This is a genomic window from Streptomyces sp. NPDC005962 (genome assembly GCF_040629205.1).
In the GTDB taxonomy this organism is placed as follows: Bacteria; Actinomycetota; Actinomycetes; order Streptomycetales; family Streptomycetaceae; genus Streptomyces.
On the sequence record NZ_JBEXVE010000017.1, the window covers coordinates 64,691 to 79,280 of the forward strand.

A 14,590-nucleotide genomic window follows, 5' to 3' on the forward strand; every position below is an offset into this window, starting at 1 on the left:
CCAGTACAGGACACAACCTGTCCACTACCCCTGCCATGGTGGTCCACGAGCCGCCTGGGGGACACAGCCCCAGGTCACGGTGGCCGCGCCGTGTCTCTTCCGGCGCGGCGGCGCACATCCGAGGAACCCAAGGCAAGGAGCGGGCCATGTCCGTCACGACCACCACCCACCTGAACTTCCGGGGGGCCGCGCGCGAGGCGCTGGACTTCTACCAGTCCGTCTTCGGCGGGCGGGTCGTCGCCGTCACCTACAAGGACGCCGGCAGTGTGCAGAACGAGAACGAGGCGGACTGGGTGATGTGGGGCGAAGTGGCCGGGGACAACGGCTTCCACGTCATGGCCTACGACGTGCCCTCCCAGCTGCCCTGGAACCAGGGCGAGAACCCCTTCTTCGTCTCCGTGCGCGGCGACGACGCCGACGAGATCAGCGCCCTGTGGCGGAAACTGTCGGACGGCTCGACGGTGGTGCGGCCCTTGGAGGCCGCGCCTTGGGCGCCGCTGTACGGCATGCTCAGCGACCGCTTCGGCGTGACCTGGGTCCTGGACGTCACCGCCCCCTACAACGGCTGACCCGCCCGGGCCGGTGCGACGGACAGCGCCGCCGCACCGGCCCCGCGGGTCCGGTCGAGAGAAGCGAAGGAAGCGGGTCACCGTGCGAATGCGGCAACTGGGACGTACCGGTATCGAGGTCAGCGCCTACTGCCTGGGCACCATGATGTTCGGCAAACTGGGCAACCCCGGCCACGACGACTGCGCGCGCATGGTCCACCGCGCGCTGGACAGCGGCATCAACTTCGTCGACACCGCCGACGTGTACGGCTACAGCGAGACCGAGGAGATCGTCGGCAAGGCCCTCGAGGGGCGCCGCGACGACATCGTGCTGGCCACCAAATTCAACGGCCCGATGGGCGAAGGCCCCAACCGCCGCGGCAGCTCACGCCGCTGGATCGTCACCGCTGTCGAGGACTCGCTGCGGCGGCTGCGGACCGACTACATCGACCTCTACCAGATCCACCACCCCGACCCGCACACGGACATCGAGGAGACCCTCTCCGCGCTCACCGACCTCGTACGCGCCGGGAAGGTCCGCGCGATCGGCTCCTCCAACCTGCCGGCCCCGGAGATCGTCGAGGCCCAGTGGGTGTCCCAGCGACGCGCCCTGCACCGTCTGCGCACCGAGCAGCCCACGTACTCCATCCTCAACCGCGCCATCGAGCGTGAGGTCCTGCCGACCTGCCGCCGCTACGGCATGGGTGTCCTCGTCTGGAGCCCCCTGTCCATGGGCCTGCTCACCGGCCGCTACCGCAAGGGCGCCCCGCGGAAGGACAACGCCCGTATGCACTGGGTCCCCCAGCACCTCACCGACGAGCGCAAGCTCGACGCCGTCGAACAGCTTCTCCTGGTCGCCGAACAGGCCGGAATGTCCCTCACCCACCTGGCCGTGGCCTTCGCCACCGCCCACCCGGACGTCACCTCCGCCATCGTCGGCCCGCGCACCATGGACCAACTGGAAGATCTCCTCGCGGGCGCCACCACCACACTCGACGACGACGTTCTCGACCGGATCGACGCGATCGTCGCGCCCGGCACCGATATCAGCCCCCTGGACGTCTCCTACACGCCCCCCTCCCTCGCCCTGACCGCCCTGCGCCGGCGGCCGGTCGACGAGCGGGCCGCGGCCTGAGAACGCCATGACCGTCCTCGACACCCGCACCCTCAACCGCGCGACCCTCGCCCGCCAGTACCTGCTCGACCGCACCGACACACCGGCCCGCGACGCCGTGGCCCATCTGTGCGGAATGCAGGCCCAACAACCACAGGAGCCATTCACCGGCCTGTGGTCCCGGCTCCACGCCTTCAAGCCAAACACTCTGGACGACCTGCTGACAGGACGGGAAGTCGTGCGCACACACCTGATGCGCCGCACCGTCCACCTCGTCGCCGCCGACGACGCGCTGGCCTGGCGAGCCCGCCACGACACCATGCTGCGCCAACGGGTGCTGGCCACCTACCGGCGCGAACTCGCCGGTATCGACCCCGACGAGGTCGCCGCCGCGGGCAGAGCGGTCATGGCCGACCACCGGCCCCGCACCATGGCCGAACTCGTCCGGGCACTGCGAGACCGCTGGCCCACGCCACCACGCCGCGCCCTGGGCGAACTACTCGTCGCCGCCCTGATTCCGATGGTCCAACTCCCGCCCCGCGGTCTGTGGCAGACCACGGCAGGCGTGCGCAACCTGCCCCTGGCCACCTGGCTCGGACGCGACATCGCCCCGCCTTCCCCCGATGCCACCGACCCGACCGGGCAACAACTGGTACGGCGCTACCTGGCCGCGTACGGCCCCGCTGCCACAGCGGACATCCGCTCCTGGTGCGGCCTCGCCGGCCTCCCGGCTGCCGTCAAGGCCGTCCGCGAAGAGCTCGTCACCTTCCGCGATGAACGCGGCCGCGAACTCCTCGACCTGCCCGACGCACCGCGCCCGCACGCCGACACCCCCGCGCCCGTCCGCTTCCTCCCGGCCTTCGACAACGCGATCCTCGGCTACCACGACCGCAGTCGCATCATCGATGACGTCCACCTCGGCCTGTCCGTCGCCGGTCTACGCGCCGTCCTCGTCGACGGACGCGTCTCCGCCACCTGGACCGTGGGAGACAACCAACTCGTCATCACCCCGCTCCGCCCCCTCACCACCACGGACCGAGAAGCCGTCCACGCCGAAGGGCAAGCCCTGGCCGCCTTCCTGGACGAAGACATCGATTGGGGCGATCACCGCAGCCAGAAACCCGATCGCGTCAGCCACAGTTCGAGCAGCGCCGTGTCGCCCGTGACCTTCACGGTGGGGGCGGGCCGCCGGTAGACGAGCAGGAGCAGGTCCGTCAGGGTGCCGCGGATTTCGACGGCGGCGGGCTGGGCGGTGTGGCGCAGGACGGGGGCGTCCCCGGTGAGGTCGACCAGCCAGTCGGAGCCGGTGTCGGTGGCGTGCAGCTGGACGGTGCGGCCGGGGCCGAGCAGGGCGGGGGTGCCCTCGTACGCCTCGGCGAGTGTGCTGTACGTCAGCCACTCGTCCAGGGCGTCGAGGGCGACTTCCTCGGACACGGCGAACTCGGCGCCGACCGCCAGCGCGGCGTCCGCCCGGTGGATCAGGGTCTCGTGGGTCATCCGGCGCGCCCAGAACATCGCCGTCCCGCCGGGGCCCGGGGTCCACACCGCCGTGTCGGGCCCGGCGTCGCGCAGCGCGTCGGCCAGACGTACGGCGCCGTCGGCGAGCCGGGCGCCCAGGGCGGCGGGGTCCTCGCCGGTGCGGCGGGGGACGTCGTTGACCGGATCGTCCGGGACGGGCTCGGCCGCCCGGGTGCGTACGGCCGTCTCGGCCCACCCGTGGGCGCCGCCGAGGTGGCGCACGAGCTGGCCGAGGTCCCAGTCCGGGCAGGACGGCACCGGGGCCGTCGGGTCGGCTTCCTTGAGGCACGTCCTCAACAGGTCGGTCTGCCGCACGATTTCGGCGTGGTAGCGGTCGAAGCCCAGGAGCGTCATGGCGTCAGAGTAGGGGCCGAGGGGGCGATGACCGCCGTCCTGACGGACCTTCGTGCGGCTCGCTACCTGCCCGGTCGGGTTTCGCCGCCGGGTACGGGCCGGTGGCCGGGTTGTGCCCACCCGTCCCGCCCTGCGGAACGATTGCCCACAACGGGGGGGTACGGAGCCGCTGACGAGGCGAGAGGGGGCGGGGTCGTGCCCACCTCGCCCGACTGCCCGCCGCCGGGCGGGCCGGGGGTGGGCGGATGGCTGGGCCGCCGGGGGAGGGGGCGGGGTCGCAGGGGTGGGGTGCTGGACGATGACGTGTATTTGTGGCGCACACTTCCGGCCCACCCCACGTCTCCGGGCACCGGCGCCAAAAATATACGAGTCCAGGGCCCTGCCCCGGAGGCCCCGCACCCGCACCACCCACCGAACCCCAGGCGCACCACACACAAAGCCGCACCCCAGGCGCACCCACCACCGAACCCCAGGCGCGCCCACCCTCACGCCAGTACGTCCCGCCAGGTGTCGGGGATGGCCGCCGCCACGTCGTACGCCGCGATCGGTGCGCCCGACGGGGCGGTCGTGCGGCGGGCGGCCAGGCCGTGGAGGTACGCGCCGGTGGAGGCCGCGTCGCGGGCGGTGAGGCCGGTGGCGAGGAGGGAGCCGGTGAGGCCGGAGAGGACGTCGCCGCTGCCCGCGGTGGCGAGCCAGCCGGTGCCGGTGGGGTTGACGCGCACCGGGTGGCCGGGGGAGGCGATCAGGGTGGTGGAGCCCTTGAGCAGCACGGTCGCGCCGTACTTGTCGGACAGGGCCCGTACGGCGGCCAGTCGGCCGGACTCGACCTCCTCGCGGCTCACCCCGAGCAGCGCCGCCGCCTCGCCCGCGTGCGGGGTGAGGAGGGTGGCCGCGGTGCGGCCGTGGAGGCCGCCGGAGGGGAGGAGGTGGAGGCCGTCGGCGTCGACGAGGACGGGGATGTCGGAGCCGAGGACGTCGTCCAGGGAGTGCCGGGCCGCGGCGCCGTCGCCGAGGCCGGGGCCGACGACCCAGGACTGGACGCGGCCCGCCTTGGCCGGGGGCCCGGTGTGGACGAGGGTTTCGGGGAAGCGCGCGATGACGGTGTCGGCGCCGGGGCCGACGTACCGTACGGCGCCCGCGCCGCCGCGCAGGGCGCCCGCGACGGCGAGGACGGCGGCGCCCGGGTAGCGGGCGGAGCCCGCGACGACGCCGACGACGCCGCGCCGGTACTTGTCGCTCTCGGCGGTGGGGCGGGGGAGGAGGTCGGCCACGTCGTCGTGCTGGAGGGCTTCCGCGTCCGGGGCGGCCGGGAGGTACGGAGTGAGGCCGATGTCGACCAGGCGGAGGGCGCCCGCGTGCTCGTGGGCGGGGTCGATGAGCAGCCCGGGCTTGTACGTACCGAAGGTGACGGTGGCGTCGGCGCGCACCGCCGAGCCCCGCACCTCGCCGGTGTCGGCGTCGACGCCGCTGGGGAGGTCGACGGCGACGACGGTGCCGCGCACCAGCCGGATCAGCCGCTCGGCCTCCTCCCGCAGGCCGCCCTTGCCGCCGATGCCGACGATGCCGTCGAGGACGAGGTCGGCACGAGTGAGGGCGGCGTGGGCGAGAGTGTCGTCGGAGGCGGTCACCGCGCGGCCGCCCGCCGCGCGCAGGGCGCGCAGGCCCCCGGGGTGGACGCGGTCGGGGGCGAGCAGGACGGCGGTGACCCCGGCGCCGCGCCGGGCCAGCCGGGCACCGGCGTAGAGCGCGTCACCGCCGTTGTCGCCGCTGCCGGTCAGCAGGGCGACGCGGGCCCCGTAGACGCGGTGCAGCAGGTCGGCACAGGCGGCGGCGAGCCCGGCTGCCGCGCGCTGCATGAGTGTTCCTTCGGGCAGCCGCGCCATCAGGTCCTGTTCAGCGGCCCGTACGGTCTCGACGCTGTAGGCGATCCTCATGGCTCATAGTCTCCCGAACGGAGGGCACTCCTCGCTCGGAAGCGCGGGGAACCACACATTCCGGTCTGCGGATCGGTTTGGGGCACGGACCCTGAGACACTGACGGAGATGGACGAGACACCGATGCGCGCCCGTGCCGTGGTCGATCTGACCGCCTTGCGGGACAACGTTCGGGCGCTGCGTGACGCGGCGCCCACCGCCGAGCTGATGGCCGTGGTCAAGTCGGACGGCTATGGCCACGGCGCGGTCCCGTGCGCGCGCGCCGCCCGTGCGGCGGGCGCGGGCTGGCTGGGCACGGCCACGCCCGAGGAGGCCCTCGCCCTGCGCGCGGCGGGCGACCAGGGCCGGCTGATGTGCTGGCTGTGGACGCCGGGCGGGCCGTGGCGGCAGGCGATCGAGGCGGACATCGACGTGTCGGCCAGCGGGGCGTGGGCGCTGCGCGAGGCCGCCGCGGCGGCCCGCGCGTGCGGGCGCACCGCACGCGTCCAGCTCAAGGCGGACACCGGGCTCGGCCGCAACGGCTGCCCGCCCGCCGACTGGCCGGAACTGGTCGCCGAGGCCCTGGCCGCGGAGGCGGAGGGCACGGTGAAGGTGACCGGGCTGTGGTCGCACTTCGCGTGCGCGGACGAGCCGGGCCACTCGTCGATCGCCGCCCAGCTGGACGTCTTCCGCGCGATGCTGGACCAGGCGGAGCGGGCGGGGCTGCGGCCGGAGGTACGGCATCTGGCCAACTCCGCGGCGGCCCTGACCCTGCCCGAGTCGCATTTCGACCTGGTGCGTACCGGAATCGCCCTGTACGGGATCTCGCCGAGCCCCGAGCTGGGCGTGCCCGCCGACTTCGGGCTGCGCCCGGCGATGACGCTGACGGCCTCGCTGGCCGCGGTGAAGCGGGTGCCGGGCGGACACGGCGTCTCGTACGGGCACCGCTACGTCACCCCCGGCGAGACCACTCTCGCGCTGGTGCCGCTCGGCTACGGCGACGGGATTCCGCGGCACGCCTCGGGCACCGGCCCGGTGCTGGTCGCGGGGAAGTGGCGGACCATCGCGGGCACCGTGGCCATGGATCAGTTCGTGGTCGACCTCGGCGGCGACAGCGCGCGGCCGGGGGACGAGGCGGTGCTGTTCGGCCCCGGCGACAATGGGGAGCCGACCGCGGAGGACTGGGCGCGTGCCGTGGGGTCGATCGCGTATGAGATCGTCACCCGGATCAGCGCGCGGGTCCCCCGCGTTTATGTAGGTGACCTCGGGGGCACAGGGATCTGACCATGGGCGAGGACAGCACGGTGGAAACGGCGGCGAAGGTCGCGGCGGGGGCCACGGCCGTGGGCTGGCGCCGGGGCGCCGGGTTCGCGGGAGCCGCGATCGGCGTGGTCGCGGCGGGCGCGGCGATGGGCGTCGCCCTGGAGCGGCTGACGGTCGGCCGCGGTGTACGGCGCAAGGCGCGCCTCGCGCTGGACGCGGAGGGCCCGTACGGCACGCTGCGCGGCACCCCCGGCCGGGCGGTCGCCGATGACGGCACGGAGCTGTACTACGAGGTCGAGGAGATACGTGAACCGGCGGCGCCCACCCGGCGCAAGCGCCGGTTCGCGCGCCGGGCGCCCACCGCCCCGGTGACCGTCGTCTTCAGCCATGGCTACTGCCTCGCCCAGGACTCCTGGCACTTCCAGCGGGCCGCGCTGCGCGATGTGGTCCGCACCGTCTACTGGGACCAGCGCTGCCACGGCCGCTCCCAGCGCGGCTGCGCCCAGACGAACGGCACCCAGGTCGACATCGACCAGCTCGGCCGCGATCTGAAGGCCGTGATCGACGCGGTCGCGCCCGAGGGGCCGCTGGTGCTGGTCGGCCACTCCATGGGCGGCATGACGATGATGGCGCTGGCCGCCCAGTACCCGGAGCTGATCCGCGAGCGGGTGGTCGGCGCGGCGTTCGTCGGCACCTCGGCGGGGCGGCTCGGCGAGGTCAGCTTCGGCCTTCCGGTGGTCGGCATGAACGCGGTGCGGCGGGTGCTGCCCGGGCTGCTCAAGGCGCTCGGCTGGCAGGTCGAGCTGGTGGAGCGGGGCCGCCGGGCGACCGCGGACCTCTTCGCGGGGCTGATCAAGCGCTATTCGTTCGGGACGAAGGACGTGGACCCGGGGGTGGCCCGGTTCGCGGAGCGGCTGATCGAGGCGACGCCGATCGATGTGGTCGCCGAGTTCTATCCGGCGTTCATCGCCCACGACAAGGCGGCCGCGCTGCCGTCCTTCGACGGGGTGCCGGTGCTGGTGCTGGCCGGGGACAAGGACCTGATCACGCCGATGGAACACAGCGAGGCCATCGCGGAGCTGCTGCCCGGCGCGGAGCTGGTGATCGTCGAGGACGGCGGCCATCTGGTGATCCTGGAGCACCCCGAGGTGGTCAACGGACATCTGGCCGAGCTGCTGACCCAGGTGGTGAGCGCGGCCGGGGGCGTCCCCGGGAACGGCGCGGGCCGCCGCTCGGCCAGGGGTTAGCCAGCCGCGTCCGCTGCCGCTCGGCCGGGGGTTAGCCAGCCGCGTCCGCCCTCGTTCGGGCGGGGCGGCCCGGGCGGCTCGGCGAACGCGGCGCCCGGTCCCGGCCCGTACCATCGGCCGGTATGGACGTAGGCACCACGCGCATGACCGTCACCTCGCCCGAGCAGATGCGGGACCTGGGCCGCCGGCTCGCCGAACTGCTGCGCCCCGGCGACCTCGTGCTCCTCACCGGGGAACTGGGCGCGGGCAAGACCACGCTGACCCGGGGCCTGGGCGAGGGCCTGGGCGTACGGGGCGCGGTCACCTCCCCGACCTTCGTGATCGCCCGCGTCCACCCCTCCCTGTCCGACGGCCCCCCGCTGGTCCACGTCGACGCCTACCGGCTGGGCGGGGGGCTGGACGAGATGGAGGACCTGGACCTGGACGTCTCGCTGCCGGACTCGGTGATCGCGGTGGAGTGGGGCGAGGGCAAGGTCGAGGAGTTGTCCGAGGACCGGCTGCATGTGGTGATCGAGCGGACGGCCGGGACGGACGCCGCGGAGAGCGACGTACGCGGCGTCGCCGTGACGGGTGTGGGGCCGCGCTGGGCGCACGAGGACCTGGCGGCGCTCGCGGGATAGGTCCTGGGGAGATTCGGGAGAGTTTCCGACAGGCCGTCGGCATGATGTTGCGCTCTGGGCATCGGGCGTGGTCACATGGTAGGGGAAGCGCGGTTAGGCGTACCTAACCTCCTGCCCCCCAGGACCCTCAGGAGGCATCCATGTCGGCCCAAGAGCCCACTGCCCTGGACGACCCCCGGCGCGATGGCCGGTCACCGTCGATGAGGGACCTGCTGGCGGCCTGTGCGGCGGCGAACGCCGTCTCCACTCCACCGGCCGAGGTCCCCGCCGAGCCGGAGGCGCACCAGAACCAGCACCAGCGCCCCGCGGACGAGCCGGAGCGCGACGCGGCGTAGCCCGTCACGGACCCGCGCGGCGTCAAGCGGTCACGACCAAGCGGTCACGACCAAGCGGTCACGACTGAACGGCCATGACTAGGCGGTCACGACGACCTTCGTGCCCGGCTGCGCGAACGCCCACAGCGCCGTGCCGTCCGCCCGGGACTCCCGCACCGCGCCGGTCTTCTTCTGGGCCTGCGGATCGGGCATTCCCCCGTCCATGGCCGCACTGAAACCGAACGTCACTCCCTCGTCCTGGTGAAACACCACGACGTGCTCCACCTGGACCCCGTCCGACCCCACACCGCTCGGGTTACGGGACGTGACCTGGTACGTGCCCGGGTCGGGGCTCGCCGAGCTGGCGCCCACCGCGAAGGTGCGGGTGGCCTTGCCGTCGGCGCCGACCAGCCACACCCGGCTGTCGCCCAGGGCGTAGACGACGCGCACGCCGGTGCCGGAGCCCGCGGGCAGCGCGGCGGGCCTCTTCCGCGCCTTGTCCTTCGTCTTGCCCTTGGAGTCGCTCGCGTGCGAGCTGCTCCGCTCCTCGGTGGGGTGCTCAGGGGCAGTGGCCTTGGCCTGGTAGCCGAGAAAGCCGACGGCGCCCAGCGCCGCGGCGGTCAGAACGGCCACGGCGGGCCCGGTGCTGCTCCTTGGCACGGTGGCCACCCTCTCCTGTGGTCAGTACGTGCTTACCGCCCGTACGCAATATCACGACGGTAGCACCGGAGGACGGACGCGACCGGTCCACCGCGACCGTCCCCGGCGGCGCCGTAGGCTGTCCTCGTGCTGTTGCTCGCGCTTGATACCGCAACCCCCGCCGTCACCGTCGCTCTCCACGACGGCGCCGAAGTCCTCGCCGAGACCGCCGAGGTCGACGCCCGGCGCCACGGCGAGCTGCTGCTGCCCGCCGTCCACCGGACGCTGGGGACGGCGGGCGTGGAGCTGGGGGACGTGACGGACATCGTCGTCGGGGTCGGCCCGGGCCCGTACACCGGGCTGCGGGTCGGACTGGTGACCGCGGCCACCTTCGGGGCCGCGCTGGACGTGCCCGTGCACGGGCTGTGCACGCTGGACGGGATCGCGTACGCCGCCGGGTCGGCCGGGCTCACCGGCCCCTTCGTGGTGGCCACCGATGCCCGCCGCAAGGAGGTCTACTGGGCGCGGTACGACGACCCGCGCACCCGGGTCACCGACCCCGCCGTCGACCACCCCGCCGACCTCACCGAGCGGCCCGGCGTCGCCGGGCTCCCGGCCGTCGGCGCGGGCGCCCTGCTCTACCCGGACGCCTTCGCGGACGTCCCCGCGGGCATGCCCGAGTACCAGTCGGCGGGCGCGCTGGCCTCCCTCGCCGCCGAGAAGCTGGCGCGCGGCGAGGAGCTGCTGCCCGACCGGCCGCTCTATCTGCGCCGCCCCGACGCCCAGGTGCCCGCCAACTACAAGGTGGTCACCCCCAAGTGACGGACACGGCCCACGAAGACGTCGCGCTGCGCGAGATGCGCTGGTGGGACATCGACCGGGTGCTGACGCTCGAAGAGGAGCTGTTCCCCGAGGACGCCTGGTCGCAGGGGATGTTCTGGTCCGAGCTGGCGCACGCCCGCGGCGGCGCCGCCACCCGCCACTACACGGTCGCCGAGACCGGCGGCCGCATAGTCGGCTACGCCGGGCTGGCCGTCTTCGACCGCACCGGCGACGTGCAGACCATCGCCACCGCCCGCGACCACTGGGGCACCGGCCTCGGCGCCCGCCTGCTCACCGATCTGCTCACCGCCGCCACCGCCTTCGAATGCCGCGAAGTACTCCTCGAAGTGCGCGTCGACAACACCCGCGCCCAGCGCCTCTACGAGCGCTTCGGCTTCGAGCCCATCGGCATCCGCAAGGGCTACTACCAGCCGGGCAACGTCGACGCCCTGGTCATGCGGCTGACCGGCCCGGCGACGGCCGCCGCGACCCCCTCATCCGTAGGAACATTCGTACAAGGGACTAAGAGCCATGGCTGACGAACCGCTCGTCCTCGGCATCGAGACCTCCTGCGACGAGACCGGCGTCGGGATCGTCCGCGGCCACACCCTGCTCGCCGACGCGATCGCCTCCAGCGTCGACGAACACGCCCGCTTCGGCGGCGTCGTCCCCGAGGTCGCCAGCCGCGCCCATCTGGAGGCGATGGTCCCGACCATCCAGCGCGCCCTGAAGGACGCCGGAATCGCCGCCTCCGACCTCGACGGCATCGCCGTCACCGCCGGTCCCGGCCTCGCGGGCGCCCTGCTCGTCGGCGTCTCGGCCGCCAAGGCGTACGCGTACGCCCTCGGCAAGCCGCTGTACGGCGTCAACCACCTCGCCTCCCACATCTGCGTCGACCAGCTCGAACACGGCGCGCTGCCCGAGCCGACAATGGCGCTGCTGGTCAGCGGCGGCCACTCCTCGCTGCTGCTCGCGCCCGACATCACCTCGGACGTCCGGCCGCTGGGCTCGACCATCGACGACGCGGCGGGCGAGGCGTTCGACAAGATCGCCCGGGTGCTCAACCTCGGCTTCCCCGGCGGCCCCGTCATCGACCGCATCGCCCGCGACGGCGACCCGGACGCGATCGCCTTCCCGCGCGGGCTGACCGGCCCGCGCGACGCCGCGTACGACTTCTCCTTCTCGGGCCTCAAGACGGCCGTGGCCCGCTGGATCGAGGCCAAGCGGGCGGCGGGCGAGGAGGTCCCGGTCGCCGACGTCTCGGCGTCCTTCCAGGAGGCGGTGGCCGACGTCCTGACCCGCAAGGCCGTCCGCGCCTGCAAGGACGAGGGCGTCGATCACCTGATGATCGGCGGCGGCGTCGCCGCCAACTCCCGGCTGCGCACCATGGCCGAGCGCCGCTGCGAGGACGCGGGCATCACGCTGCGCGTGCCGCGCCCCAAGCTGTGCACGGACAACGGCGCGATGGTCGCCGCGCTCGGCGCGGAGATGGTCGCGCGCGGCCGGTCCGTCTCGGCCTGGGACCTGTCGGCCGACTCCTCCCTCCCGGTGACGGAGCCCCACGTCCCGGCGCCCGCGTCGCACGACCACGATCACGGCCACGCCCACGATCACGACCATGTTCACGAGTTGAGCCGGAAGAACCTCTACGCATGACCGTCGCCCTGATGTGGGAAGCCCGCGCCGTCGAGGGCCGGGGCGGGGAACTGCTCGCCTGGGCCGCCGACCAGCCCCTCGACCCGGCGCCGCTGCGCCGCGAGACCTTCCGCGCGCCCGAGGACCGGGTGCTCGTGATCACGTGGTGGGACGGTACGTACGACACCCCGGGCCTGCCCGAACTGCCCGAGCCGGGCCCGGACCTGGCGCGCCGGGCCGTCCACCGCTGGCGCTTCGAGTCGGTCGGGTAGCGCGTTTCGCGACGGTCGGGTCACGCGTTTCACGACGGCGGGGGTCGCGTACCGGCCGGTTCCTGTGAGCCCCGGAGGAATGAAGTCCACGCCTCCGGGAGAACTGAGAGACTGCGTTCCATGACCCCGCCCGACGCGTTGCCACCACCTCCGCCCGCCCCGGACCTGCGGCCCTGGCCCGACCGCGCCGGGCTGCTCGCCGACCGGGCCCGGGCCATGGGGACGCTGTCGCGCTGGTACATGGCGCCGCACCGGGCGTTGCTGCTGTGGCTGCTGACGCTGGTGTTCGCGCTGGGGTGGACGCTGGCGGTGTCCGGGTTCCAGTTCCTGGTGACCGGTCAGATCGTCGAGCACATCCTCGGCGTGATCTTCCTCGGGCTGGCGCTCGGCGCCACCGTCCCCTCCAGCCTGGGCCTGGCCTCGGGCATCCGGCGGGACGTGTTCGTCGGCGCGCGGCTGCGGGACTGGGCGGAGCTGGGGCGCGATCCGCAGACGCTGCCGCACTGGCGGGTGTCGGGCAGCGCCCTGCTGTGGCTGCTGCCGTCGCTGCTGCTGTGCTGCCTCGGGCTGGTACTGGGGGCGTCCACGGCGATGTCGGACCTGGGCTCGGAGACGTTCGGGGTGGCGATGGGGATCGCCGTCGTCTTCGCGGTGGCGGGCGGTCTGGGCCTGCTGAAGGCGATCGGCTACTACCGTCTGGTCAACCGCGAACTCAGCCCCGACGACGCCGAGGACTGAGCCGAGGGCCGAGGGGACGCGGGCCGGTCAGCCGGTCAAGCCGGTCAGCCGGACGCGTCTGACGACCGCTGCATCGACTGGAAGCGGTGCAGCAGCTCCAGATACCGCTCGCCCAGGCTCTCGCCGCGCCGCTTCGTCGCGTCCTCGACGTGCAGCAGCATCTGCCGGACGCGCACCGCGTCCCGGTAGGCGTCCCGCTGGAGCTTCTTGTGCGCGGTCGCCGCGGGGCCCTTCGGGTCGTCACCGACCGTCTTCGCCAACTGGTCCAGGCCCGCGACCGTCTCCTCCAGGTAGCGCAGCATCTCCTCCAGGTCCTGAAGGAGATCGGACATTTCCTGGTCCGATACGGGCCGCTTCTCGTCACTCACGTTCCATGCCCCTGCCACCCTCCGGTCCGGACCATCAGCGGGATGATCGTGCCATGACCGGAGCCGGTCCGGAGTACTACCTCGCGAGGTGGTCGAACTCGCCCGCCTTGATGGCGTGGAGGAGGGGCCGCAGCTTCGCCGGGGTGGTGGTCATCACGGTGCCGGGATCGTCGCTTTCGCGCAGCGCTATGGCGTCCGGGCCCAGGGAAGCGAGCTCTATGCAGGAGTTGCCGTCCCCTTGCGTGGAGTAGGAGGACTTCTGCCAGTTGATCTCAGACATTTCCTTGCCTTCAGAGATGTTGGGCTATGCCGTGGATCATGTCACGTGACTCCTTCTGGGGGAGGGTCACTTTCATCGTCCGGGCCAGCACCGCCCGGTGATTGGTCAGCTGGGTCCCGGCGTCCAGGAACATGGGGCCGTGCGCGGCGTCGAGCTGCACCGTGTCCAGCTGTGGCACCGGACCCGAGGCATAGGTCATCGATACCCCGGAGACCGGGAACCCGCCCGCTTCGAAGGGAATGACCCGCACGGTGACATTCTCCCGTGTCGAGGCCTCCAGCAGGCTGTCCAGCTGTCTGCGCATGAGCTGCGGCCCGCCGAACCGCAGGCGCAGACAGGCCTCGTGGATGATGAAGGTGCATGGGGGTGGGGTGTCCCGGTCGAGGATGTCCCGGCGCTTCATACGGTGGGACAGCCTGCGCCGCAGCTCGGGCGGCGACCACGCCGGAACAGCCTCGTCGAGCACGGCCCGGGCGTATTCCTCGGTCTGCAGCAGGCCCGGCAGGAACATCAGCTCGACCACGCGCAGACTCGTCGCGTAGTACTCCAACTCGGCGAGGTCGAGCCCGCCGGTGGCGATATGCCCCCGGTACTCCTCCCACCAACCGCCCTTACGCTCGCCGGTCATGGAGACGAGCGCGTCGACGTACGCGTAGTCGGGACAGGTGTAGATGGCGGCGAGCGCCCGTACCCGCTCCTCGCTCACGCCGAAGCGGGCCAGCTCCAGGTTGGTGATGTGGGTGCGGTTGATGCCCAGCCGGTCGGCGGCCTCCTGGATGCTGAGGCCCGCGTCCTCGCGCATCCTCCTCAGTTCTGTTCCGAGCCGGACTTGACGCGCGGTCGGGACGCTTCTGGGTGGCATGGCCCTCCATAACCCTAAAGGAGTAATTGTCGGCGAAATTCAACGGGACCGTAGCAGTTGTTTGTGCCGCTGCCCTACCTTGG

Annotated in this window: 18 protein-coding genes; 12 read left to right on the forward strand and 6 right to left on the reverse strand. The window is 72.9% G+C overall.

The genetic code is table 11. The features are described 5' to 3' along the window. The first annotated feature begins 146 nt into the window (after positions 1-146). The 3 genes from ABZ370_RS26125 to ABZ370_RS26135 all read left to right on the forward strand — a co-directional run bounded on the left by ABZ370_RS26125 (position 147) and on the right by ABZ370_RS26135 (position 2,857). Positions 147-569, forward strand: coding sequence for a VOC family protein (locus tag ABZ370_RS26125; protein WP_358625339.1), 423 nt, complete (start codon positions 147-149; stop codon positions 567-569). Positions 570-651: 82 nt separating this feature from the next. Next, positions 652-1,683, forward strand: coding sequence for an aldo/keto reductase (locus tag ABZ370_RS26130; RefSeq protein WP_358625341.1), 1,032 nt, complete (start codon positions 652-654; stop codon positions 1,681-1,683). 7 nt (positions 1,684-1,690) lie between these two features. Beyond that, positions 1,691-2,857, forward strand: coding sequence for a winged helix DNA-binding domain-containing protein (locus ABZ370_RS26135; RefSeq protein WP_358625343.1), 1,167 nt, complete (start codon positions 1,691-1,693; stop codon positions 2,855-2,857). Here the strand turns inward: ABZ370_RS26135 and ABZ370_RS26140 are convergent. Continuing rightward, positions 2,767-3,534: a maleylpyruvate isomerase family mycothiol-dependent enzyme gene (locus tag ABZ370_RS26140; RefSeq protein WP_358625345.1), complete on the reverse strand. Its 768-nt coding sequence runs from the start codon at positions 3,532-3,534 to the stop codon at positions 2,767-2,769. The two genes, ABZ370_RS26135 and ABZ370_RS26140, sit on opposite strands and share 91 nt — an antisense overlap. A gap of 485 nt (positions 3,535-4,019) precedes the next feature. Further along, positions 4,020-5,468: an NAD(P)H-hydrate dehydratase gene (locus ABZ370_RS26145; RefSeq protein WP_358625347.1), complete on the reverse strand. Its 1,449-nt coding sequence runs from the start codon at positions 5,466-5,468 to the stop codon at positions 4,020-4,022. A gap of 108 nt (positions 5,469-5,576) precedes the next feature. Between ABZ370_RS26145 and alr the strand changes: the two genes are divergently transcribed. The 4 genes from alr (at position 5,577) to ABZ370_RS26165 (ending at position 8,912) form a co-directional block, all read left to right on the forward strand. Beyond that, positions 5,577-6,731, forward strand: coding sequence for an alanine racemase (gene alr, locus ABZ370_RS26150; protein ID WP_358625349.1), 1,155 nt, complete (start codon positions 5,577-5,579; stop codon positions 6,729-6,731). A 2-nt stretch (positions 6,732-6,733) separates the two neighbouring features. Then, positions 6,734-7,957, forward strand: coding sequence for an alpha/beta hydrolase (locus tag ABZ370_RS26155; protein ID WP_358625351.1), 1,224 nt, complete (start codon positions 6,734-6,736; stop codon positions 7,955-7,957). A gap of 122 nt (positions 7,958-8,079) precedes the next feature. Next, a complete protein-coding gene (gene tsaE, locus ABZ370_RS26160; RefSeq protein WP_358625353.1) occupies positions 8,080-8,577 on the forward strand; it encodes a tRNA (adenosine(37)-N6)-threonylcarbamoyltransferase complex ATPase subunit type 1 TsaE in 498 nt (165 codons plus the stop codon). A 140-nt stretch (positions 8,578-8,717) separates the two neighbouring features. Further along, entirely contained in the window at positions 8,718-8,912 is a 195-nt protein-coding gene (locus tag ABZ370_RS26165) for a hypothetical protein (protein WP_358625355.1), read from the forward strand. Positions 8,913-8,990: 78 nt separating this feature from the next. Here ABZ370_RS26165 and ABZ370_RS26170 read toward each other — a convergent pair whose 3' ends face one another. Then, on the reverse strand, positions 8,991-9,551 hold the full coding sequence (locus tag ABZ370_RS26170; RefSeq protein ID WP_358625357.1) for a hypothetical protein: 561 nt from the start codon (positions 9,549-9,551) through the stop codon (positions 8,991-8,993). A 126-nt stretch (positions 9,552-9,677) separates the two neighbouring features. Here ABZ370_RS26170 and tsaB point away from each other — a divergent pair, with 126 nt between their 5' ends. From tsaB to ABZ370_RS26195, 5 genes are all read left to right on the forward strand, one after another. Then, a complete protein-coding gene (gene tsaB / locus ABZ370_RS26175; protein WP_358625359.1) occupies positions 9,678-10,352 on the forward strand; it encodes a tRNA (adenosine(37)-N6)-threonylcarbamoyltransferase complex dimerization subunit type 1 TsaB in 675 nt (224 codons plus the stop codon). 35 nt (positions 10,353-10,387) lie between these two features. Further along, positions 10,388-10,891, forward strand: a complete 504-nt coding sequence (rimI, locus tag ABZ370_RS26180) for a ribosomal protein S18-alanine N-acetyltransferase (protein ID WP_358625554.1) — start codon at positions 10,388-10,390, stop codon at positions 10,889-10,891. Continuing rightward, a complete protein-coding gene (gene tsaD / locus ABZ370_RS26185; RefSeq protein ID WP_358625361.1) occupies positions 10,884-12,008 on the forward strand; it encodes a tRNA (adenosine(37)-N6)-threonylcarbamoyltransferase complex transferase subunit TsaD in 1,125 nt (374 codons plus the stop codon). The genes rimI and tsaD overlap by 8 nt, the downstream gene beginning before the upstream one ends. After that, a complete protein-coding gene (locus ABZ370_RS26190) occupies positions 12,005-12,259 on the forward strand; it encodes a hypothetical protein (RefSeq protein ID WP_358625363.1) in 255 nt (84 codons plus the stop codon). The genes tsaD and ABZ370_RS26190 overlap by 4 nt, the downstream gene beginning before the upstream one ends. Positions 12,260-12,379: 120 nt before the next feature. After that, positions 12,380-12,997, forward strand: coding sequence for a hypothetical protein (locus ABZ370_RS26195; RefSeq protein ID WP_358625365.1), 618 nt, complete (start codon positions 12,380-12,382; stop codon positions 12,995-12,997). Positions 12,998-13,041: 44 nt separating this feature from the next. On the opposite strand, the gene ABZ370_RS26200 is transcribed toward ABZ370_RS26195, so the two are convergent. The 3 genes from ABZ370_RS26200 to ABZ370_RS26210 all read right to left on the reverse strand — a co-directional run bounded on the left by ABZ370_RS26200 (position 13,042) and on the right by ABZ370_RS26210 (position 14,507). After that, positions 13,042-13,365: a hypothetical protein gene (locus ABZ370_RS26200; RefSeq protein ID WP_358625367.1), complete on the reverse strand. Its 324-nt coding sequence runs from the start codon at positions 13,363-13,365 to the stop codon at positions 13,042-13,044. A gap of 76 nt (positions 13,366-13,441) precedes the next feature. Continuing rightward, positions 13,442-13,645, reverse strand: coding sequence for a DUF397 domain-containing protein (locus ABZ370_RS26205; protein ID WP_358625369.1), 204 nt, complete (start codon positions 13,643-13,645; stop codon positions 13,442-13,444). Positions 13,646-13,655: 10 nt separating this feature from the next. Further along, on the reverse strand, positions 13,656-14,507 hold the full coding sequence (locus ABZ370_RS26210) for a helix-turn-helix transcriptional regulator (RefSeq protein WP_358625371.1): 852 nt from the start codon (positions 14,505-14,507) through the stop codon (positions 13,656-13,658). Positions 14,508-14,590: the final 83 nt, after the last annotated feature.

Excerpts from the sequence above, each read along its gene's own strand:
- ABZ370_RS26145 (WP_358625347.1), bottom strand. The coding sequence starts at position 5,468 with ATGAGGATCGCCTACAGCGTCGAGACCGTACGGGCCGCTGAACAGGAC.
- ABZ370_RS26140 (WP_358625345.1), bottom strand. The coding sequence starts at position 3,534 with ATGACGCTCCTGGGCTTCGACCGCTACCACGCCGAAATCGTGCGGCAG.
- ABZ370_RS26190 (WP_358625363.1), top strand. The coding sequence starts at position 12,005 with ATGACCGTCGCCCTGATGTGGGAAGCCCGCGCCGTCGAGGGCCGGGGC.
- ABZ370_RS26125 (WP_358625339.1), top strand. The coding sequence starts at position 147 with ATGTCCGTCACGACCACCACCCACCTGAACTTCCGGGGGGCCGCGCGC.
- ABZ370_RS26155 (WP_358625351.1), top strand. The coding sequence starts at position 6,734 with ATGGGCGAGGACAGCACGGTGGAAACGGCGGCGAAGGTCGCGGCGGGG.
- alr (WP_358625349.1), top strand. The coding sequence starts at position 5,577 with ATGGACGAGACACCGATGCGCGCCCGTGCCGTGGTCGATCTGACCGCC.
- ABZ370_RS26165 (WP_358625355.1), top strand. The coding sequence starts at position 8,718 with ATGTCGGCCCAAGAGCCCACTGCCCTGGACGACCCCCGGCGCGATGGC.
- ABZ370_RS26195 (WP_358625365.1), top strand. The coding sequence starts at position 12,380 with ATGACCCCGCCCGACGCGTTGCCACCACCTCCGCCCGCCCCGGACCTG.
- ABZ370_RS26135 (WP_358625343.1), top strand. The coding sequence starts at position 1,691 with ATGACCGTCCTCGACACCCGCACCCTCAACCGCGCGACCCTCGCCCGC.
- tsaD (WP_358625361.1), top strand. The coding sequence starts at position 10,884 with ATGGCTGACGAACCGCTCGTCCTCGGCATCGAGACCTCCTGCGACGAG.
- ABZ370_RS26205 (WP_358625369.1), bottom strand. The coding sequence starts at position 13,645 with ATGTCTGAGATCAACTGGCAGAAGTCCTCCTACTCCACGCAAGGGGAC.
- tsaE (WP_358625353.1), top strand. The coding sequence starts at position 8,080 with ATGGACGTAGGCACCACGCGCATGACCGTCACCTCGCCCGAGCAGATG.
- ABZ370_RS26210 (WP_358625371.1), bottom strand. The coding sequence starts at position 14,507 with ATGCCACCCAGAAGCGTCCCGACCGCGCGTCAAGTCCGGCTCGGAACA.
- rimI (WP_358625554.1), top strand. The coding sequence starts at position 10,388 with ATGCGCTGGTGGGACATCGACCGGGTGCTGACGCTCGAAGAGGAGCTG.